General features: G+C 71.3%; 15 protein-coding genes and 1 pseudogene. 6 read left to right on the forward strand and 10 right to left on the reverse strand.

Going from position 1 to position 19,460, the window contains the following annotated elements:
• Positions 1-6: 6 nt before the first annotated feature.
• Genes SALPAC6_RS0107525 through SALPAC6_RS30010 form a run of 3 tightly spaced genes read left to right on the forward strand, consistent with a single transcriptional unit; the run spans position 7 to position 4,425 of the window.
• A complete protein-coding gene (locus SALPAC6_RS0107525; protein ID WP_018252815.1) occupies positions 7-1,098 on the forward strand; it encodes a hypothetical protein in 1,092 nt (363 codons plus the stop codon).
• The gene (locus SALPAC6_RS0107530; protein ID WP_018252816.1) at positions 1,091-3,763 is read left to right on the forward strand and encodes an FtsK/SpoIIIE domain-containing protein; all 2,673 of its coding nucleotides are present in this window, start codon (positions 1,091-1,093) and stop codon (positions 3,761-3,763) included. Before SALPAC6_RS0107525 ends, SALPAC6_RS0107530 begins: the two co-directional genes overlap by 8 nt.
• Positions 3,760-4,425, forward strand: coding sequence for a hypothetical protein (locus tag SALPAC6_RS30010; protein ID WP_223874240.1), 666 nt, complete (start codon positions 3,760-3,762; stop codon positions 4,423-4,425). Before SALPAC6_RS0107530 ends, SALPAC6_RS30010 begins: the two co-directional genes overlap by 4 nt.
• A 69-nt stretch (positions 4,426-4,494) precedes the next feature.
• On the opposite strand, the pseudogene SALPAC6_RS0107540 reads toward SALPAC6_RS30010, so the two are convergent.
• The 5 genes and pseudogenes from SALPAC6_RS0107540 to SALPAC6_RS0107560 form a co-directional block, all read right to left on the reverse strand.
• Positions 4,495-5,781: pseudogene (locus tag SALPAC6_RS0107540) on the reverse strand (cupin domain-containing protein); the annotation flags it as partial.
• Between the two features lie 8 nt (positions 5,782-5,789).
• A complete protein-coding gene (locus SALPAC6_RS0107545) occupies positions 5,790-6,032 on the reverse strand; it encodes a hypothetical protein (RefSeq protein WP_018252819.1) in 243 nt (80 codons plus the stop codon).
• A 168-nt stretch (positions 6,033-6,200) separates the two neighbouring features.
• Entirely contained in the window at positions 6,201-6,629 is a 429-nt protein-coding gene (locus SALPAC6_RS0107550) for a DUF2267 domain-containing protein (protein ID WP_026189408.1), read from the reverse strand.
• Positions 6,630-6,868: 239 nt separating this feature from the next.
• Positions 6,869-7,267 carry a TraR/DksA family transcriptional regulator gene (locus tag SALPAC6_RS0107555; protein WP_018252821.1) on the reverse strand — a complete coding sequence of 133 codons (399 nt, stop codon included), beginning with the start codon at positions 7,265-7,267 and terminating at the stop codon, positions 6,869-6,871.
• Between the two features lie 169 nt (positions 7,268-7,436).
• A complete protein-coding gene (locus SALPAC6_RS0107560; protein WP_018252822.1) occupies positions 7,437-7,931 on the reverse strand; it encodes a winged helix-turn-helix domain-containing protein in 495 nt (164 codons plus the stop codon).
• 405 nt (positions 7,932-8,336) lie between these two features.
• Between SALPAC6_RS0107560 and SALPAC6_RS0107565 the strand changes: the two genes are divergently transcribed.
• Positions 8,337-9,287 carry a DUF3500 domain-containing protein gene (locus SALPAC6_RS0107565; protein WP_018252823.1) on the forward strand — a complete coding sequence of 317 codons (951 nt, stop codon included), beginning with the start codon at positions 8,337-8,339 and terminating at the stop codon, positions 9,285-9,287.
• A 65-nt stretch (positions 9,288-9,352) separates the two neighbouring features.
• Here SALPAC6_RS0107565 and SALPAC6_RS0107570 read toward each other — a convergent pair whose 3' ends face one another.
• Both SALPAC6_RS0107570 and secA2 read right to left on the reverse strand, forming a co-directional pair.
• Entirely contained in the window at positions 9,353-10,093 is a 741-nt protein-coding gene (locus SALPAC6_RS0107570; protein WP_026189410.1) for a GAF and ANTAR domain-containing protein, read from the reverse strand.
• 171 nt (positions 10,094-10,264) lie between these two features.
• Positions 10,265-12,556, reverse strand: a complete 2,292-nt coding sequence (gene secA2 / locus SALPAC6_RS0107575) for an accessory Sec system translocase SecA2 (RefSeq protein ID WP_026189411.1) — start codon at positions 12,554-12,556, stop codon at positions 10,265-10,267.
• Between the two features lie 244 nt (positions 12,557-12,800).
• Between secA2 and ctaD the strand changes: the two genes are divergently transcribed.
• Positions 12,801-14,798, forward strand: a complete 1,998-nt coding sequence (ctaD, locus tag SALPAC6_RS0107580; RefSeq protein ID WP_018252826.1) for an aa3-type cytochrome oxidase subunit I — start codon at positions 12,801-12,803, stop codon at positions 14,796-14,798.
• 138 nt (positions 14,799-14,936) lie between these two features.
• On the opposite strand, the gene SALPAC6_RS0107585 is transcribed toward ctaD, so the two are convergent.
• The 3 genes from SALPAC6_RS0107585 to SALPAC6_RS0107595 form a co-directional block, all read right to left on the reverse strand.
• Complete coding sequence (locus SALPAC6_RS0107585; protein WP_018252827.1) at positions 14,937-15,791, reverse strand: SigB/SigF/SigG family RNA polymerase sigma factor; 855 nt, start codon at positions 15,789-15,791, stop codon at positions 14,937-14,939.
• Between the two features lie 207 nt (positions 15,792-15,998).
• A complete protein-coding gene (locus SALPAC6_RS0107590; protein ID WP_018252828.1) occupies positions 15,999-17,393 on the reverse strand; it encodes a hypothetical protein in 1,395 nt (464 codons plus the stop codon).
• Positions 17,394-17,525: 132 nt separating this feature from the next.
• A complete protein-coding gene (locus SALPAC6_RS0107595) occupies positions 17,526-18,650 on the reverse strand; it encodes a baeRF2 domain-containing protein (protein ID WP_018252829.1) in 1,125 nt (374 codons plus the stop codon).
• Positions 18,651-18,788: 138 nt separating this feature from the next.
• Between SALPAC6_RS0107595 and SALPAC6_RS0107600 the strand changes: the two genes are divergently transcribed.
• Positions 18,789-19,337, forward strand: a complete 549-nt coding sequence (locus tag SALPAC6_RS0107600) for a hypothetical protein (protein ID WP_026189412.1) — start codon at positions 18,789-18,791, stop codon at positions 19,335-19,337.
• Positions 19,338-19,460: the final 123 nt, after the last annotated feature.

The following is a 19,460-nucleotide window of genomic DNA, read 5'->3' on the forward strand; positions in this document are numbered from 1 at the left end:
GCCGCCATGTCCATCGTCGAAGATCTCGGCGCCCAGGTGCGCGCCGCCAGCGATGACCTGCCGCTCGGCCAACTCGCCGAGGCGCTCGAACGGTTCGGGCTGGCCGCCGAGCGGCTGCGCTGGGTACGCCAGGAATCCGCCAACCCGATGGGGGTGCCGGAGCTGTCCAGCGCCGTCGAGCACGCCGAGTCCGCCGGCTACGCGCTGCGTGTCGCCCAGGAGCAGCTGACGGCGTACCTGGCCGTGATCGGGCTGGCCGCCGATGACGCATCCGCCCCACGTACCCCTCCCGAACAGCAACCGGCACACGACGCTCCCCGTAGTGCCACGACACCGGCGACGGTCACTGTCCCGCCAGGCCCGGCCGCCGCACCCCGTTGGTGGGCAGTCCGGGTCGTCGAGTTGACCGGTGGCGGGAGCGGGTCGGAGCAACCGGATGAGGCGATCGCTGACTCCAGCGAGCTGTTGCGCCGAGTCGTCCACGAGGTCCGCGCCGGCGACCGGGAACGACTCCGCGGCGAGCTGGGCCGCGCCCACGCCGACGTGGGGTTGGGGTTGGCCGCGCTGGCCCCACCCCTGCTGCGGGAACTGGCCGGGGAGTTCCTTGGGCACCCGCCCCGGGCCGAGGACCTGCCGCGGCTCCGCCAGGCCCTGGACAGCCGGACCCGCGACCTGCTGCCGGGCCTGCCCGCGCCGGTGGTGGAAACACTGCTGGCCCGGGTCTGCCGGATGCCACCGCCCCGCCGGGACGACGCCGACCAGCCGCACGCCGCCGACTCGGCGGTCACCGCCGGAGTGCTGACCGGCGTCCTGCTCGACCGGCTCGGCCGCGAGCTACCGACCCCGGCGGAGCACGAGCGCCGCACCGACGACACGCGGACCCGGCAGGCAGCGGACGACCAGCGGCGAGCCGCCGCGCACCGCGGCCGGCGGGCCGACGCCGAATGGGAGCGGCGCGCCGCCAGCATCGGGCAACAGGCGCCCACCCGCCCGCGGCAGGCTGCCGCCGGACGCCACGGTAGCCCACTGGCGGCCGAGAGCCGGAGCGGAGCGATGGCCCCGGGGCGTCCCTCGTCTCGACGGGACGCCGATGGCTGACCGGCGGGCGCAGCTCGCCGCCCAGGTCCGGCAAACCCTCGGCGAGGCCCTCGGCGCGACGCGGACCCGGCTGGCCGCGGCGCAGACCGAACTCGCCGCCGAGCGGGGCCGACTCGACCGGGTCCGCCGGGCCGCCGCCGCGGTGCCCGCACGGGTCGGCGCGGAGCGAGACCGGCGGCTCGCCGAGATCGACGCCCGACACTCGGCCCGGATCGCCGAGCTGTCCCGGCAGGCGGCTGAAGCGGCCCGCCGGGAGGCCCCGGGCGCGGCCACCGCTGACTGGCCACAGTGGCATCCCACCCCCGCCCGCCGGGCGGAGCCGCCCGGCCCACTACGGATTGGCACGCTCGCCGTCCCGGGCGGGGAACCAGTGCCCGCGCTGGTGCCGCTGCTCGACGCCGGGCACGTCGAGCTGTCCGGTAGCGACCGGGTGGCGGGCGAGGCGGTGATAGCCGCGCTGCTGCTACGGGCGGTTGGCCGAGCCGACGCGGGCGCGGTCCGGTTGGCCGGTTACGACCCGGAGCACCTTGGGGCCGGCCTGGCCGGTTTCGCGCCGCTGGGCACCGCCGGGCTGCTGACCTTCGTCGGCCCCGGCGGGCTGGGCCGGCTCCTCGACGACCTCGTCGAGGAGATCCACCGGATCAACTCCACCGTCCTGGCCGGCGAGCATCGCTCCCTGCGTGAGCTAGCCACAGCCACCGGTCGCCGCCCCGAGCCGTGGCGGGTGGCGGTCCTGCTCGGCGGGGAGGAGCCGTCCCGGCACGAACGCAGCCAACTCGATCGGGTGGCCCGCACCGGCGCGGCGTGCGGCGTGCACCTGGTGGTACGCGGCCTGGCGCTGCCGGAGGACGCCACCGTAGCCCGGATCCACGTCGAACCGGGCCGGGCCGAACTTGCCGGCGCACCGCCGGTCACGCTCGACCCGGCGCCCCCGGCGCCCCTGATCACCGAGACCTGCCGGGCCGTCGCCGCCCGGGTCAACGCCGGCCCGGAACCGATGCCCTTCACCGACCTGCTGCCACCGCCGGACCAGATGTGGCGGGAGGACTCGGCGGCCGGCCTGATCGCGCCGATCGGCGAAGGAACGGACGGCCAGCCGACGCTGGTCACTCTCGGCGACTATCCGCCGCACGCGTTGATCGGCGGCCCATCCGGCACCGGCAAGACAAATCTGATCTTCGCCTGGATCGGTGCGCTCGCCGCCCGTTACTCCCCGGCGGAGTTGGAGTTCTACCTGCTCGATTTCAAGGAGGGCGTCTCCTTCGCCCGGTTCGCGCAGGGTCGCCGCGACCCGAGTTGGCTGCCGCACATGCGGCTGGTCGGAATCAACGTCAACACGGACCGGGAGTTCGGTCTCGCCCTACTTCGCTTCCTCGCCGAAGAGCTGCGTCGGCGCGCCGACGCGGCGAAGGAGCACGAAGTCACGAAGCTCGCCGAACTGCGCGGGGTGGACCCAGCCGGACGCTGGCCGCGGATCGTCGCCGTGGTCGACGAGTTCCAGATGCTGCTCGCCGGCCGGGACGCGGTCGCCCGGGAGGCCGCCGACCTCCTCGAGGACCTGGCCCGACGCGGTCGCTCGCAGGGCATCCACCTGGTCCTAGCGTCGCAGGACGTCCGGGGAATCGAGGCGCTGTGGGGGCGGCCGGCCCTGGTCGCCCAGTTCACCCTCCGTATCGCCCTCCCCAAGGCGCTGCGGATCCTCGCCGAGCGCAACGACGCCGCGCAGTCATTACCCCGCCACCACGCCGTGGTCAACGCCGAGTCGGGACTGGCCGAGGGGAACGAGATCGCCCGGATACCGTCGGCGAGCGACTGGGAGACGTGGAGTGGGCTGCAGCACCGACTCTGGCGGATGCGCCCGCCGGACGCCGCCCCGGCGCGGCTCTTCGACGGGGACGCGATCCCCCGGTTGACCGACGCCCCGGACTACCAGGCGCTCTCCGCACCGGAGAGCGGGACGCCCCGAGCCCCGACGGCGTTACTCGGCGAGATCATCGACGTGCAGGCCCGTTCGGCAACACTTCGACTGCCGCGCGCGCCCGGGCGTAACCTCGCCGTGCTGGGCACCCGCGTTGACGAGGCCTGCGCTGTACTCGCCGCTGCCGGACGGTCGCTCGCCCGGCAGCATCGCCCCGGAACGGCGCGGTTCTCCATCGCCTGTCTGGACCCGGACGCCGACTCCGCCGCCCGGTCCCTCTACGCCGACCTCGCCGACGATGCCGCCTGGTATGACGAGGAGACCGTGACCGAACTAATGGCCGAGACCACCGCCGGGCTGGGCGCCCCGGGCGTCGGTGTCCCCCACTACCTGCTGCTGTTCGCAGTTGACGCGGCGGCCGGCGCGCTCTCCGCCCGGGTCGGCGGCCAGACCGGGCTGGAGCGGCTGCGTCGCGTCCTCCACGACGGGCCAGAGCGGCGGACGCATGTCCTGGCCTGGTGGCGGGGGGTCGCGCGGATGCGGGCCGACCTCGGCGGACCAGCCGCCCGTACCGACCAGGTCGGCGCCTGGGTAGCGCTCGACACGCACGGCGGGGAACTGGGCACCTCGCTCTACCCCGGCACCGGCGGGCCGGACTGGTACCCCCGCCCGTGGCGGGGCCTCTTCTTCGACCGGGCGGTGCACCGCACCGGACAGACGATCATCCCGTACGGGAACCAGCGGTGAACCAACCAGTGCCGAGCGAGTCATACCTGGCGCAGGTACGACGACTGGCCGACCTGACCGAGCAGGTGTCGGCACAACGGGCCGAGGCACACACCTGGTACGAGCAGCAGTGTACGGCCGCGCGGCGCGCCGTGGCGCACGCCGAGGATCAGGTCCGTCACGCCGAACGGGAGGTGACGGCAGCACGCGGACTGCAGGAGCGGGTCGAGGCTGAGGTCCGGCTGTTGTGGCAGGAGCTGCGCGGGCGGCTTCGGTCGGCGGGCCGCCGGATGGAGGGCCCCCCCGGTCCAGTCAGCGGCGCCGCCGGGAATCCCCTGCCGATGCTGGCCGCGGTGCGGGACCTTCTGGCCCGTACCGGTCAACCCGGTGAGCTGCCCGGATCCGCCAATCCGCTACTTGCCGTCTGTGGGTTCGGCGGTGCGCTGGTCACGTATGCCCTGGGCGCCGTCGCCCGGACTATCGGCGACCGGTACGGCGGGGACCTGGCGGTCGGGCTGCCGGTGCTGGCGCTGGTAGTGACCTTGCTCGGCCCGCTGGTCGGCCTGATCCCGGCGAAGATTCTCGCCGACCGGCGCCACGCGGTGCTCGGCCCACGCCCGATGGCCGTGGTGGTGGTCGCCGGGCTGCTGACGACGGGACTCCTCCTCGCAGTGGCCCGCTGAACCGGTCAGTGGCGGCAGCCTCGGATCATCTGCCGCGCCCTTGTTGGGCCGGTTCAGACCGCTGCCCTGGGCCGGTACGACGACCGCCTCCCGGAGCAGGCGGCGCACGAGGGTGACCCGGTCGGTCTCGTCGGCCAGGCCGGGCAGGTCCCCGACCCGGCTGACCTCCCCGATGAGCAACGCGCGCAGGGCCGGGGCACACATCTGCGGCAGGGTGATCGTACGGTCGAAGACACGCAGCGTCACCCGCTCTCCCGCCGGGGTGAGCTGCCACCGCAGGCCCGGGCGGGGAGTGACGCGGCTGTCCGGGCCGAGCGCGCCCAACGCGGCCGTCTGGGCAAGGGGATACAGCGGAGCCGGCCGGGCCGCCGGCCATGCCCGCTGCCGCAGCCGGGCGGCGAGCACTGCTGGATCGACGCAGCGCAGCCAGTCCCGCAGTACCTCTACGGTCTCCGTCAACTCGGGCTGCACCGCCTCCGGATCGGCGACGTCAATCCCGAATGGCAGGGTGGCCCGCAGCCGCGGCTCCTCGGCGGCGAGCGCGAGCAGTTCCTCGACCAGCGTGTATCGAGTCAGTGCCCGAACGCCGACGGTCAGGTGAAGGGAGCTGCTCTCCTGGGCCTTGGCACTGTGCAACCAGCCGCGGGGTAGGTACAGCGCGTCGCCGGGGGCGAGCAGCACGTCCAGGCTGGCTGGGCCCGTCGCGGTCGCGGAGACCTCATCGGCTCGACCGCCCCACGGCTGCCGCTCCAGCGGATCGGGGAGCACGGGCGGATGGATTCGCCAGTGCTTCCGACCGTCAACCTGGAGGACGAAGACATCGTGCGTGTCGTAGTGGGTGGCGAATCCCTGGCTGCCGGCCGGAGTCAGGTAGGCATTGACCTGCAACGGCTGCCCGACAGCCAGGCCGAGTTCCCGGGTGAAGTCGATGAGCGCCGGCCAGGTGCGGTGCAGGCCCTGCAACACCAGGGTGGCACCGCCGGCGTACAGGTCGAGAATCCTCTCGTCGAGGACCTGGTCGGCGATCTCGGCGCCCGCGCCCCCGCCACCGGTGTACCGGGCCGCCGGCACCAACACGCCGTCCTGCGCCACCCGCAGGAACGGGGTGCGCAAGCCACGCCGACTCAGCAGTTCGTCCGCGTCAGCCGGGCTGAGCAGGTCGCAAAAGCCACTCTGGTTGGGCAGCTCATGGGCCCGAGACAGCAGCGGTGTCTGTCCCCAGTGCACGGCGACGAACCTCGCCGGCTCGACCGAGACGCACCGGGCCAGCGCCGACGGTGACCCCACGGGCCGCTCCGACCCCTCGATGGCGAACGCGGTGCGACCGGGGCTGCCCGGCGAGTCGACGTACGGCACAGCCTGGTTCAGCCCGCACTGCCGTCGGCACCACCATCACGCTGCCCTGGAGTCGCCCCACCATCAGCCGGACCCTCCGCACTGCCGTCGGCACCACCATCGTGCTGACCCGGGGTCGCCCCACCATCGGCCGGACCCTCCGCACTGCCGTCGGCACCACCATCATGCTGACCCGGGGTCGCCCCACCATCAGCCGGGCCCTCAGGGCCGGTGCCGCCGGAGGTTGTCATGTCGTCGTCGTTGAGTGCCATGGGTGCTCCTCGGCTGCGCCCCGTCCAAACGCCGGGGTTCGTCGTACGGCGGGTGTACCCCACCTCCGGCCCTCCCCACCACAGGGTAGCCGGGCCAGCACTCCGACGCTGGTGGTTCACTGGTCAACGGCCCGTCCGAACCCTGCGCGCGGGCGAGCGCCGAAACGGTCAGGGCATCATCCTGGCCAGGTCCTTCGGCATGTTGTCCTTCACGTCGCCCCACTGCCCCGAGCTGACATGCCGGTGTAGGACGTCGAGGACCACCTGTACCAGGTGCTCCGCATCGCCCTGGAGGTCATAGGTGAACTGCCTCCGGAACTCAAGGAGGAAATCATCTCGGTTCAGCTTGACCGGAACATCCGTCGGTTGCCAACCGTCGAAGTAGATTCCGCGGATCACCAGCGGCAACTGCGCGGCGAACTCCACGCTCTCCTGCACCGGCAATCGATCACGTAGCAGGTGCAGCATCGTCCGTAGGGCACAGTAGGACTGGTTTCGCTGTCCCCTCGGCCAGCCGAAGGCCTCCTCAATGTCCTGAAGCATCAGATTCGTCTTCTGCGTGGACGCGTCAATCGCGGACTGTAGCTGCTCAGCCATCTCTCCACCCCCGAACGTCGGCGCCACACCGACCATCGTCGTCTCGTCGCGGGGGCCCCAGCGGGCCGCGGCGCGGTCGCACCGGGCTGACTCCGCCGGGCCGGTTCACCCGTCGCCGGCCGTCGGGCGCCCCCACGACGTGGACAACGACGCCCCGATGGCGGTCCGGTCTCGTCTGCACCGTCACCTTCCAGCCACCTCCGTCTACTCCACCCCCCCGCCCCGGCGGCGACGGCGGGTCAAGCCGCGCGACGCTCCCGGGTTTGTTTGCAGGTCACGCAGGTCGTTGCCGACGGGAAGATTTCCAGCCGCTCCACCGGAATCGACGCACCACAGCCCTCGCAGAAGCCGTAGGTGCCCTCTTCCAGCCGGGTCAGGGCGTGCTCGAACTGTGCCCGGCGGTCAAGGATTGTGCGCAACAGGGACTGCGCGGTGTCCCGCTCTGCGGTCTTCGTGCCGCTGTCGGCCTGGTCATCACCCGCGGTGTCCCCGACCTCGACCAGGCGCAGCACCTGACTCTGCAACACCGCCTGCTCGTACTCGGCGGCGAGTTCGTCGTAACGGGCCTGCAGGGACTGCCGAATCTGATTGGCTTCCGCCGGGGGTCGGGGGGTGTCGACCGGGTCGTGGACGAGCATCGCTGCCTGCCTTCCTGAGGGCCTCCCGGTCCACCGGACCGGTGCTGATCGTCTGCACGGGTGGTGACCCGTGTGGTGAGCCGACCGAATACCCCGCACCGCCACGGACCAAACCGCCGCCGGATCGGCTACCCGGACCCACCGGCACCAGGGCGGGCTATGGCCTCCGTCAACCGCTGCGGTCGATGGTCACCCGGGCGTCGTCGGCGAGCCGGTAGCCGACCCCGTAGACGGTGGTGACCAGGGGGACGTCCACACCGACCTTGCCCCGCAGCCGACGGACGTGCACGTCCACCGTGCGCACCCCGGCGTGCTCGTAGCCCCAGACCGCATTGAGCAGTTGTAGCCGCGTGAAGACCCGCCGGGGGTGGGCGACCAGGTGCAGCAACAGATCAAACTCCAGCCGGGTCAGCGTCAACGGCTCGCCGTCGCGCAGCACGGACCGGGAGGAGGCGAGGATGTGCAGGGTGGGGATGGTGGGGGCGAGCGACCGGCTCGGGGGGCGGCCGGTCGGGACTGGCTCCACCCGCCGGTCCGAAAGCCCGTTGCCGGTCATGGTGACCGTGCTGTCTCCACATTCCATCAGTTCGCGGGCCGCGTCCAGCAGCCGTCGGGCCGCCGGGTTCAGTGCCTCGTCGCTGGCCAACGGAATCGACAGGGTCACGGTAAGGACCGGGGGAACCGTGTTGGTGGGACGGCGCTGGCCACCCGGAGGGCGGCCGGGAACAGCGGGTTGGGACGAATGCCATCCGGCGCGCGACGAGGCGGGGCTGACCGACATGGTCCTCCTTGGCTGGTCCGGGTATCTCCCCAACGGCCCGGGACGCCGCTTCACCGATGCTTCCCGGCACCCGTTCGGGGGTCAAGGGGCAGCTGCGTTGCATGAATGTGACAATTGACTAACACATAGGAGCGATACGCTCGCTCTGCGTACGAGGTCAACTGATTACAGCAGAGCCGCTGCGAGGACCCGATCCGGGGGTCCCCACCGCGTTCACATTTGCCGTTCCCTCGCCCACCCCGGTGTCGCCCACTGCCCGTGTCGCCGTGCCCGGCAGGGTATACAGGGATGGTGGAGGACTCGCTGTCCCAGCAGCAACGCACCGCCGCCGCGGCGCTGCTCACCGCCCTGGACGAGCCGGAACGTGCCCGGGTAGCCCACCGGTTCGACGACCGGCGGGCACGGCGCTGGATCGAGTACCGGCCCCGGCCCCGGCCCGGCGTCTGCCTGGCCGACCTGCGCCGCGTTGCTCGGAAGGCCGCCCACCGACTCCTGGCGAGCGCCCTGAGCACCTCGGCCTACGCCCAAGCGGTGGCGATCATCGGTCTGGAGGAGGTGCTGGACCGAGCCGAGGGGGGACGCCGCGGCCGACACAGCGACGACTACTGGGTGGCGGTTTTCGGTGACCCGATCCAGGACGAGGCGTGGGGGTGGCGGGTCGAGGGGCACCACCTGTCGATCAGCATGACCATCGTCGCCGACCAGGTCTCCCCCGCTCCGGTCTTCTTCGGGGCGAACCCGGCCGCCATCCGTTGGGCCGACCGGCCGGTCACCCGCCCGCTCGGCCCAGAGGAGGACCTGGGTCGGGCGTTGCTGGATTCCCTCAGCCCGCAACTACGGACGACAGCGATCATCGCCGAAGCGGCTCCCACCGACATCATCAGCGCGACCCGACCGCGCGTGGATACCCCGATGGTTCCCCTCGGCGTCTCCGCTGACCAGATGGGCCCCACCGGCCGAGCCCTGGTGGACCAACTCGTCGCTCTCTACCTGGAGCGGTTCCCGCCGGAGTTGGCAGACCGGGAGGCCCGTCGGCTCGCCGGGTCCTCAATGCACTTCGCCTGGGCTGGACCGAGCTGGCCAGGGCAGCGTCACTACTACCGCCTGCAGGGCGACGACCTGCTGATCGAGTACGACAACACCGCGGATGACGGCAACCACGCCCACACCGTGCTGCGCCGCCCGAGCAGTGACTTCGGTGCCGACCTCCTGGCTGCCCACCACCGGGTCGCCCACTGAAGCCCACGGCGAGTCCGCCGGAGGAGCCCCGCCCCACGGCGCTGCTCGCCACGGGGTACGGCTAGCTAGTTGTCGCGAGGCCGCGAGACCGTGGTGACCAACCGCTCGGCCACCTCCCGCAGGGGGATCCCGAGCGAGGACGCCGCGCTGCGCAGCACCGTCATGGCCTCCTCCGCCCGGCACCCCCGCTGGGTCATGACGACACCGATCGCCTGCCCGACAACGCTCTCGCCGAGCAGCGCCAGGTCGACCTGACCGGCCTCGGCCACGGTCCGCGCCCGGTCCCGCACCGCGGCGAGCAGAAGACCGGCGTGCTCGGCCACCAGCATCGCGGTCAGCTGGTGGCGGGGGGTGAGCACCTCCCGAGCCCCCGCGTAGAGGTTGAGCGCGCCGATCACCTGTTCGTCGATGTCGATCGGCGCGGAGATCACAGCCGACACCCCGAGCTCACGGGCGCGCCACGTCCAGTCCGGCCACCGCGCCTCAGCGCTCAGTAGCTCCGCGATCACCAGCTCCCGCCGCCCGATCGCCGCCATCGCCGGCGAGTCCGGGCCGTGCCGCAGGTCGTCGAGCTCGGCGAGTCGGGCGTCGGAGGCCACCGCTCCGGCCGGCTCTCCCGCACGCAGGGAGGTGAACCCACACCAGCCGACCCCCGCGATGCCGTCCCGGGCGATCCGGACGAGGACGGTCAGCGCGGCGTCGAGGTCTGTCGCGCCGATCAGCCCGGCGGTCAGCTCCCGGAGCAGTCCCGCGGTCTCCAGGACACCGAGCGTCTCCCCGACCGACTCCCGCATCTCCAGGTTCACCCGACCCACCTCCATCACGCCGTACGCCGCACGTTCTACCACCGGACCACCGGAGTTTCGGGCCTGTCCCCACTCCGCAGCCTCGGCCTACTACCCCGAGGAGAGGGGTCGAAACTGTCCCAAAAAGGGGCGCCTTCCGGAGCCGGACGCTACCGGAACACTCCGGGCCGGTCAGCGGGATTCGGAGCTCAGCCGCCGCCCCACCGAGGCGATCAGCCGGTCGAGCTCCGAACCGAACGGGTTGTCGTGCACGAGGTACGTCCACGTGGCGCTCGGCCGGACCAGCTTGGCCTCGTCCGGCTCCCAGTCCTCGTCGAATTCCGTCTCGGTGAAGGTCTCGATGGTGCGCCGCTCAATCTCCGGCACCAACTCGTTGAAGGAGGGCACCGCGGCACGGTGGAACTCGTCCAGCGGGTCCAACCGGCCCAACGCCCGAAGGTGCACGCCCTCACGGACCTCGGAGAGCTCAGCGAGGTGCTCGGCCCAAAGCCGATCCAGATGGAACAACGCAATCGACTGGGCGGCTCGGGCGAGGAGATCCTCGTCCATCTCGCCGGCCTTCTCCGAGACCTTGTCGAGCAGCATCAGGGCGGCGACATCGCTGGTCAGCAGCCGCTCCCGGCGCTCCGCCAACGCCTTGCGCTGCTGCTCCACCACCACGCTGTAGCGCCAGGTGTTGCGGTGGATCTCATGGTTGACCCCCTCCGCGACCCGCTGGGCGTGCTCCACGGCGTAATCCACCTGCGGGTCGGTGACCAGTCCGTCGGCGTTCATCCGCGGCGACCGTGGCACCGTGTCACCGGCGTGCCGGACCACGAGATCGTCCTGCAGACTGACGAAGAAGACCGACCCACCCGGGTCGCCCTGCCGACCGGCCCGCCCACGTAGCTGGTCGTCCACCCGGCGGCTGTCGTGCCGGCCACTGCCGATCACGTAGAGGCCACCCAGCTCGGCCACCCGGTCCTGGTCCGCCTGATCACTGCCGCCGAGCCGGATGTCGACACCTCGGCCGGCCATCTGGGTCGAGACCGTGACCGCGCCGTAGGCGCCGGCCTCGGCGATGATCGCCGCCTCCTCGTCGTCGTTCTTGGCGTTCAGCACGATGCAGGGGACGTCAGCGGCCTCGAGACCGACCGCCAGGCTTTCGGACTCCTTCACGTCGAGGGTGCCGACCAGGACCGGCCGCCCCCGCTCGTGGTGGCGCCGAATCTCGTCGATCAGCGCCTCCTCCTTCTCCGCCTGGGTCGCGTAGATCCGGTCCGGCTCGTCCTCGCGGACACATGGCGTGTTCGGCGGGACCACCGCGACCTCGAGCCCAAAGAACTCGCGCAGCTGCTCGCCGACCAGTACCGCGGTCGCCGTCATCCCACACACGGTCGGGTACAGCCCGATGTAGGCCTGCACCGCGATCGTGCCGAGCACCTCCCCCTCGGCGGTGGCGTCGAGCCCCTCCTTGGCCTCGACCGCCGCCTGCAGTCCGTCCGGCCAACGGCGACGCTGCGCCACCCGTCCGCGCATCTCGTCGATCAACTCGACCGTGCCGTCCCGCACGATGTAGTCCACATCGCGGTGCAGCAGGGCGTGCGCGTGCAGTGCCACGTTCACCGCGGAGAGCTGGGCGACCTGCTCCTCGTCGTACAGGTCAATGCCGAGCTTGGCCTCGACGGTGCTGAGGCCGTTGGTGGTGAAGGCGACGCTGCGACCGTCCTCGGCCACTGTGTAGTGCCGGCCCTCGCGCAACCCACGCATCAACGCCGCGGCGGTGTGCACCGGATCATGGTCACCGGGAACCGCTCCGGCGAGGACCATCGGTACCCGAGCCTCGTCGATCAGGATCGAGTCGGCCTCGTCCACGATCGCGGTACACAGCGCCGGCTGAACCCGGTCCGCAATGTCGGTGACGAGTTGGTCGCGCAGGTAGTCGAAGCCCGCCTCGCTGACCGACACGTACGTGACATCGCAGGCGTAGGCCGCGCGCCGTTGTTCCGGGGTGGAGGACTCATTGACCCAGCCGACGGTCAGGCCGAGCAGGTCGTACACCGGCTTCATCCACTGGGCGTCCCGGCGGGCCAGATAGTCGTTGACGGTCAGTACGTGCACCGGACCGTTGCCAAGGCGAACATGCCCGTAGGCGGCGACCGTCGCGGTCAGGGTCTTGCCCTCACCGGTGGCCATCTCGGCGACCTTGCCGGAGAGGAGCGCCATCGCGCCGAGTAGCTGCACATCGTAGGGCCGCTGGTCCAGTCCGCGGTGGGCGGCCTCGCGGCCCACCGCGCAGATCTCCGCGTAGCCCTCAGCCCGGCCGGCGGCTTCGGTCAGCTCGACATCGTCGAGAGCCTGTAGTTCCTCAGCCCGGGCCTCGATCGCGGGCAGCAGTTTCTCCAGCGGTGCGAGGTCGACTGTCGTCCCGGGGCGCTGGAGGAACCGGCGGAACCTGCTCTTCAACCGTTGCGACACACCCATGAGCGGCAACGGTACGCGACCGGACCGATCTTCAGCGGCCCACCCGGTCCGCCGGGCGGCGTCGAGGAACGCCACCGGTGGTTGGCCCGCAGGCGACCGGGTCGACTCAGGGCGGGAACGCGACACCGCAGGTCCGGGGCAACAAAAATGCCGCTCTAGCCTGAATAATCCCTCCCGCCTGGTTTCATGGTCAGAGGGGCGGGTAGCCCTGCCCGTCCCATCTGTCGTAGCGGGGTGAGGGTCCATGCCCAAGCGGGTCACCACGGAACCACGCGACCGGGGTCCGGCGATCCTGGCACCGGCGCGCTTTGGCGGCTACCCGGGCCCGCGGCGGCCCGCGCTACCCGGCAGCACGCTGGCCCGGTGGCTGTCCACCACCGACCACAAGCAGATCGGCCTGCTCTACCTGATCACGGCCTTCGGCTTCTTCGTGCTGGCCGGAATCGAGGCGATGCTGATCCGGGGGGAACTGGCCCGGCCCGGGCTCCAGTTCCTCTCCCCCGAGCAGTACAACCAGCTGTTCACCACCCACGGCCTCGCGATGCTGCTGCTCTTCGCCACCCCGGCCGCGCTGGGGATGGCCAACTACATCGTCCCGATCCAGGTCGGAGCGCCGGACGTCGCGTTCCCCCGACTGAACGCCTTCGGCTACTGGATCTTCCTCTTCGGCGGTCTACTGCTCTTCGGCAGCTTCCTCACCCCGGGCGGATCCGCCGACTTCGGCTGGTTCGCCTACACCCCGCTGAGCCAGGCCGAGCACTCCCCGGGAATCGGCCCCGACATGGTCCTGGTCGGCCTCGCCCTCGGCGGTGTCGGCACGATCCTCACCGCGGTCAACCTGATCACCACCATCGTCACGCTCCGGGCCCCCGGCATGACCATGTTCCGAATGCCGATCTTCACCTGGAACATGCTCTTCACCAGTATCCTGATCCTGCTGGTCTTCCCCCTGCTGGCCGCCGCGCTCTTCGCCCTGCTCGCCGACCGGCTCCTGGGGGCGCACGTATTCGGTCCGGCCACCGGCGGACCACTGCTCTGGCAGCACCTGTTCTGGTTCTGGGGCCATCCCGAGGTCTACATCATCGCGGTGCCCTTCTTCGGGATCATCACCGAGATCATCCCGGTGTTCGCCCGCAAGCCCGTCTTTGGCTACACCGGACTGGTGTTCGCCACCGGCGCCATCACCGTGCTGTCCATGGCGGTCTGGGCACACCACATGTTCGGCACCGGTCAGGTGCTACTGCCGTTCTTCAGCATCCTGAGCTACCTGATCGCCGTACCGACCGGGGTGAAGTTCTTCAACTGGATCGGCTCCATGTGGAAGGGGCAACTCACCTTCGAGACACCGATGCTCTTCGCCATCGGCTTCCTGGTCACCTTCCTCTTCGGCGGTCTCACCGGGGTGCTGCTGGCCAGCCCACCGGTGGACTTCCACGTGACCGACAGCTACTTCGTGGTGGGGCACTTCCACTACGTGCTCTTCGGTACGGTGGTCTTCGCCTTCTTCGGCGGCATCTACTTCTGGTTTCCGAAGATGACCGGCCGGCTACTCGACGAACGACTCGGCAAGGTGCACTTCTGGACGATGTTCCTCGGCTTCCACGGCACCTTCCTGGTCCAACACTGGCTGGGCAACGAGGGGATGCCCCGGCGGTACGTCGACTACCTGCCCGGCGACGGGTTCACCACCCTGAACATGATCTCCACCGTCTCGTCGTTCGTACTCGGCGCATCCACCCTGTTCTTTATCTGGAACGCCTGGAAGTCCTGGCGGTACGGCACCGTGGTCAACGTGGACGATCCATGGGGCTTCGGTAACTCCCTGGAGTGGGCGACGACCTGTCCGCCGCCGCTGCGCAACTTCGATCGGATACCCCGAATCCGCTCGGAGCGCCCGGCCTTCGACGCCAAGTACGGTCCCCTCGTCGCCGACCTCGGCCGGGATCTGCCGCAGCGCACCACCCGACCGCCGCAGCAGCTCCGCGACGAGCTGCACCGAGAGCCGCACCTGCCCGAGCCACCCAGCGCCGAGGGCGCGATCGGCGCACGCGAGGCGGTGGCCTACCACCCTGCCCCGCAGTCCGGGGCACGGCCAGTTGAGGTGCCGGAGCCGGAGGACGTGCGCCGACCCGGCTTCGAGGAGACCGACGAGCCCGAGGAGACCGACGAGCCCGAGGCCCCGCAGGAGCCGAACGACCGGTGGCGCCATCCTCGTGGACCCGGCGACAGCACCGAGAACTGAAGCGGCTCGGTGCCCGCGGACGCCCGGTCCTGCGCCCGGGATCCGTCGGGCGCAGCGGTCGGCGGGTCAGACACGATCAGCGAAGGTGCGTGAACGAGCGACGCGGCGCCGGCCGCACCCGGAATAGCCGTACGGCTCTCACCGAGTTCTGGGGCGGCCGGTCTCCGCCTCGGCGACGCCGTTCTGCCACGGCGGCGGCGCGTCGGCGAGCATCGCCTGCCGCAGCCAGGTCAGCGCCCGAGACAGCAGTCGGGACACGTGCATCTGGGAGATGCCGAAGCGAGCGGCGATCTCCGCCTGGGTTTGGTTGCCGTAGAAACGCATGGCGAGGATCCGCCGTTCCCGCCAGGGCAACCGATGCAGCAGGCCGCTCACGGTAACCCGATCATCCACCGACTCCAGCGCGTTGTCGGACTCACCCACCAGATCGCCGAACTCGGCCGAGCTCTCGCCGCCGACCGGGGCGTTGAGCGACGCCGGACTGTAGCCGGCAGCCGACTCCAGCGCCGCCAGGATCTCCTCCTCCGGCGTCTCCAACCGCGCCGCCAGCTCCGCCACCGTCGGCGCCCGCGACAGCTCGCTGGTCAGCGCCGCGGTGGCCTGGCCAACCTCGAGAATGAGGTCACGCAGCCGGCGGGGCACGTGCACGCCCCAGGTACGGTCCCGGAAGTGGCGCTTGATCTCACCGACGATAGTGATCGCCGCGTATGCGGTAAAGGAGCCCCGCTCCGGGTCGTAACGATCCACCGCGTTCACCAAACCGAGCCGCGCGACCTGTTCCAGGTCCTCCAGCGGCTCGCCCCGCCCACGGTACCGACGGGCCAGTCGTCCGGCGAACGGCAGAGCGAAGCGGACCAGGTCGTCACGGGCCTCCTGGCACCGCTGGGGCGGCAACCCCTCGATCCGCGCCGCGTACGCCAGGGCCGCTGCGTCGAGGTCCTCCAGGCCTCGGTCGGTCGGTGACGGAGTACTTGTGGTGGTCTGTCCGAACATCCGCGCCTCCCTCAGGAAGGTCCCGCCCGGATTTGGCAAACCGGTCGTGCGCGTGGTGACACCACGCACCGGGTCGGAAGTGGGTTTCGTGGCTGGGACGCCAGCGGGCGCCGGCAGGATCCGGCCGCCGCGGCCAGCGGTGTTCCCGCTCCGTAGGTACTCAATCACGGGACCCGGGGTTCGCGAGGATGTTTCGGCGCGTCCGGGTCAGGAGACGAGCAGGCCCTGCTGGGAGCCGCCGTCACGGAGCGCCGCAAGGGCTGCCGCAACGGTCATCGGCGGCGGTGTCGGCAGGTCGTACGACTGCGCCCGCAGCACCTCGGTGGCCCGACGGGTGGGCACTGACGTGACCGGGTAGCCCCGGGCTGCCGACCGATCCAGAACCCGCCGACGACGGCCGAAGCCGGCCACGGCCAGCCACTGGGGAAGCCCGGCGACCGCCGGTGACCGCACCCCCGGCGGCTCCGGCAACACGTCCACCGAGCTGAACGGCTCACTGCCGGCGAGCCACCACTCCGCCCCCTGCACGCTGCGCCGGGTGGCGTTCTCACACCAGTAGGGCACCATGCCGGCCCGAAGCACCTGCCACGGGTCGAGCAGCCGGCCGCACTCGACGACCAGACGGTTGCCGGTCTTTCCGGCCGTGCGCAACCAGTGCCGGTACAGGTCCGCAGTCACCGCGCTCAACACCGCCGGCTCTGGCACGAGTACCCGATGCGACGGATGCCGGTGCACCGAACCCCATTCCCGAACGGACTGCTCGAACCCGGGCTCCACCCCGTGTTCGGCCAGACGGGGCACCCCCGCCACTGCCGGCGGGCACCACCGTGCGCCGTCGCTTCCGGCCGCGTGGAGCACCTGACGCAACGCCGGACTGTCCGGGTGGAAATCCACCGGATCAAACCCACTGCCCGGAGAGCCGACCTGGAAGCTGTGCCCGGGGGCGGAGTCAACCACCGGCCAGGTACGGGCGTCGCAGAGCAGCAGCACCGGCGCTGCAGGCTCCAGGCACTCGGCCAGCAACCGGAGGTAGGCCGCGGGCAGCCAGCGCCAGCGAGCGGCCAGCGCGACCGTCACCCCCGCCAGCGCGCCGCGGCTGGCCGGGCAGTGCACCTGCCGTACGTGGAGTTCGGGGTTGCCCACCAACAACCGTGCGGCCAGCGCGGCACCGTGATCGAGCGCGGCCTGCGGCCCGTCCACCGCCCCCTGCGGCCAGTGCACGCTCAACTCGAAGGCGGTGGGCAACCACGGGATGCCGAGCGCGACCGCGAGGTGCGCCGCCGCGCCGTGCGGGGAGCCGAGGAGCAACCCGGGATAGCGGCGGCGGGGGTACTGGTCGGCGAACCAACGGGCCACCTGGTCTGCGTCCACCTCGGCGGCCTGCCCCACGGTCAGGGCGACCCGGCCGGCGGCCCGGGCAGCCGCTGCCCGCCGCACCGGTTCGGGTGCCCCGCTGAGACGAGACATCCCTTTGGGGTGTCCCAGGTCGGCGCAGTCGGTGCCACGCAGGGCCCGGGCGGTGGCCGCGACCAAGGTCCGGGCTGCGCTGCCGGCTGCCACGACGCGGTCGCCGGCCAGCCCGTCGGCGTGCCCGGCGCGCACCCGGCGCGCCGGCCCGACCTTTCCTCGTTCGCTAACCACGCAGCCCGGCTTCCCGCCCCGATGGGGTTCAAACTGGGCATCCCTTACTCCTCGGGATTTACCCGGTAATCCAGACGGATGGGTGGCGGGACCTCAGGCGCGGTCCCGCCCCGGGGTGGCGGCATCGACGTACCGCAGGACCGCGCCCACCCCGTCGGTCAGCTCCGGCGCCTCGTCCGGGCCGAGGACGGTCAACTCCGCGTCAGTCCCCACCAAGGCCCGCACCAAGGCGGCATCCACGCGTACCTGCTCCGGATCCCGGACCGACATCGCGGACAGCTGCTCGGGATCAGTGGCGATCTGGGTGGGATCAGCCCCCACCCACAGCTCTCCCGTCGCCGCCGGGTCATCCACGATGAGCAGGTTCTCAACCTGGTCTCGCTGCAACGCGGAGACCACCGCATCCAGCCCGGACCCGATCTCCTCCTGCTGGCCGAAGCGGTCCAGGGCGGTGCTGACCCGCTGGTCGGCCACCTCGGCGATGGTCTGCACGGTCAGGTCGTCCAGCTGGGTGTGGTCGGCGCCATCGGCCCGCTTGCCGGCATCGGTACGGACCAGCACCTCCTGCCAGCGTTCCGGCAGCTGCGCGGCGATCACACCGGTCGCCCGTACATCTCCAGACACCACCACCACGTCGGCGCGCACCCGCTCGGCCAGCTCCGCGGCGGCGGCGGCGATGTCACCCGCGTTGCGGTGCCAGGCCTCCACCGCAGCCCGCTGATAGCGGGACTGGGACCAACCGCCGGGCTGCACACGACGCAGCTGGTAGTCCTGTCGGCCCTGCACATGGGCGTGTCGGGGCACGCCCCCCGCGCTGACCGCCATCGCGTCCGCTCCGGTCCGGTCGGCGATCACACGCACCCAGGCCACCTGCTCGCCCCGCTGGGCCAGCAGCGGCATTACGTGTGGCAGCGACGCAACCGCGGCGATATCCCGCAGCGGGGGGGCGGACAGGTACTCCGACAGGGCCACCCGACCATGACTGGCGAAGACGGCGATGCCGTAGTCGCCCGGCATCGGGTTGTGCCCCCGAACCACCCGATCGATCGCCTCGATCGACGCCGGGTCGGCCCGTTGCTCCTGAAGTCGGTCCCGGAGCGCGCGCCAGCGCAGGTCCAGCGCGGCGTGGGCGTCCTCGGTGTCGGCGGAGGCATCCAGGTACACCGAACACCACGGGCCCGGTCGATCATAGAGCGGGCGTAGGAAGGACAGCTGCATGCGCGACCCCTTTCCAGCTCGACCCTGCGTGTACCCGTGCCGGCTGACTTGTCACCTGACCCACGCCACGTGACCGACGTTCATTCCCACCATTCACCCACGCCGGCCGATACCATCGGGGAACAGATCAACCCCTGGGTGGTGGCGATGGACAGCGACCTACATACCCCACGGATCACTCATCCGACGGCGCGCATCGTCACCGGACGAATCATCCGGTTACTCGAGGGCTACCCGCGTGAGGTGCGGGTGGGCCAGCCGGTGCTGGTGGCGGTGCTCGTGGCAGCCGGCGTGGTCAGAATGCTGATGGCCCTGCTCCAGCAGCTCGCGGCAGCCGGTTCCGGCCGCGGTCGGCGCACGTTCAAGGAGCTCCGGAACGGGCCGGAATTCCTGGTTACCCCTGTCCGCCTGCGCGACTCCGCCGGACGGCTGTACGAGGTCGAGCTACACGGGCACCTGCCGCAGAGCGCCCTTCACCCGGCAGACCACGTGCAACTCACCCTACGCCGCCAACGCGACTCCGAGCTTCCGCCGAAGATCGAGCGGATCGTCAACCTCACCACCGGACAGTCACTCACCCCGCGTACGGCGACACTCTGGTCGCATCTCGGGCCGCCGCTCCTGCTCCAGGCCAGCCTGGGGCTGCTGCTGCTGGCTACAGTGGCCGCCTGTGCCAGCCTGCTGTGAGCCGGTTCCGGTAGCCGCTCGGTCCACATGGCTGCGGGGGGCGCTCGCCGCCGGATCGACGGACCGCTACCGCGTACCGGGTGGGTGGGAGAAGTCAACAGGTCTACCGCCATCGGACGCACT

It is taken from the genome of Salinispora mooreana (assembly GCF_000379065.1).
Classification (GTDB): domain Bacteria; phylum Actinomycetota; class Actinomycetes; order Mycobacteriales; family Micromonosporaceae; genus Micromonospora; species Micromonospora mooreana.

Coding starts and splice junctions, on each gene's coding strand:
- SALPAC6_RS0107525 (WP_018252815.1), top strand. CDS start 7: ATGTCCATCGTCGAAGATCTCGGCGCCCAGGTGCGCGCCGCCAGCGAT.
- SALPAC6_RS0107530 (WP_018252816.1), top strand. CDS start 1,091: ATGGCTGACCGGCGGGCGCAGCTCGCCGCCCAGGTCCGGCAAACCCTC.
- SALPAC6_RS0107550 (WP_026189408.1), bottom strand. CDS start 6,629: ATGGCTGAGCAGCTACAGTCCGCGATTGACGCGTCCACGCAGAAGACG.
- SALPAC6_RS0107545 (WP_018252819.1), bottom strand. CDS start 6,032: ATGGCACTCAACGACGACGACATGACAACCTCCGGCGGCACCGGCCCT.
- SALPAC6_RS0107585 (WP_018252827.1), bottom strand. CDS start 15,791: ATGTTCGGACAGACCACCACAAGTACTCCGTCACCGACCGACCGAGGC.
- SALPAC6_RS0107555 (WP_018252821.1), bottom strand. CDS start 7,267: ATGCTCGTCCACGACCCGGTCGACACCCCCCGACCCCCGGCGGAAGCC.
- ctaD (WP_018252826.1), top strand. CDS start 12,801: ATGCCCAAGCGGGTCACCACGGAACCACGCGACCGGGGTCCGGCGATC.
- SALPAC6_RS0107595 (WP_018252829.1), bottom strand. CDS start 18,650: ATGCAGCTGTCCTTCCTACGCCCGCTCTATGATCGACCGGGCCCGTGG.
- SALPAC6_RS0107565 (WP_018252823.1), top strand. CDS start 8,337: ATGGTGGAGGACTCGCTGTCCCAGCAGCAACGCACCGCCGCCGCGGCG.
- secA2 (WP_026189411.1), bottom strand. CDS start 12,556: ATGGGTGTGTCGCAACGGTTGAAGAGCAGGTTCCGCCGGTTCCTCCAG.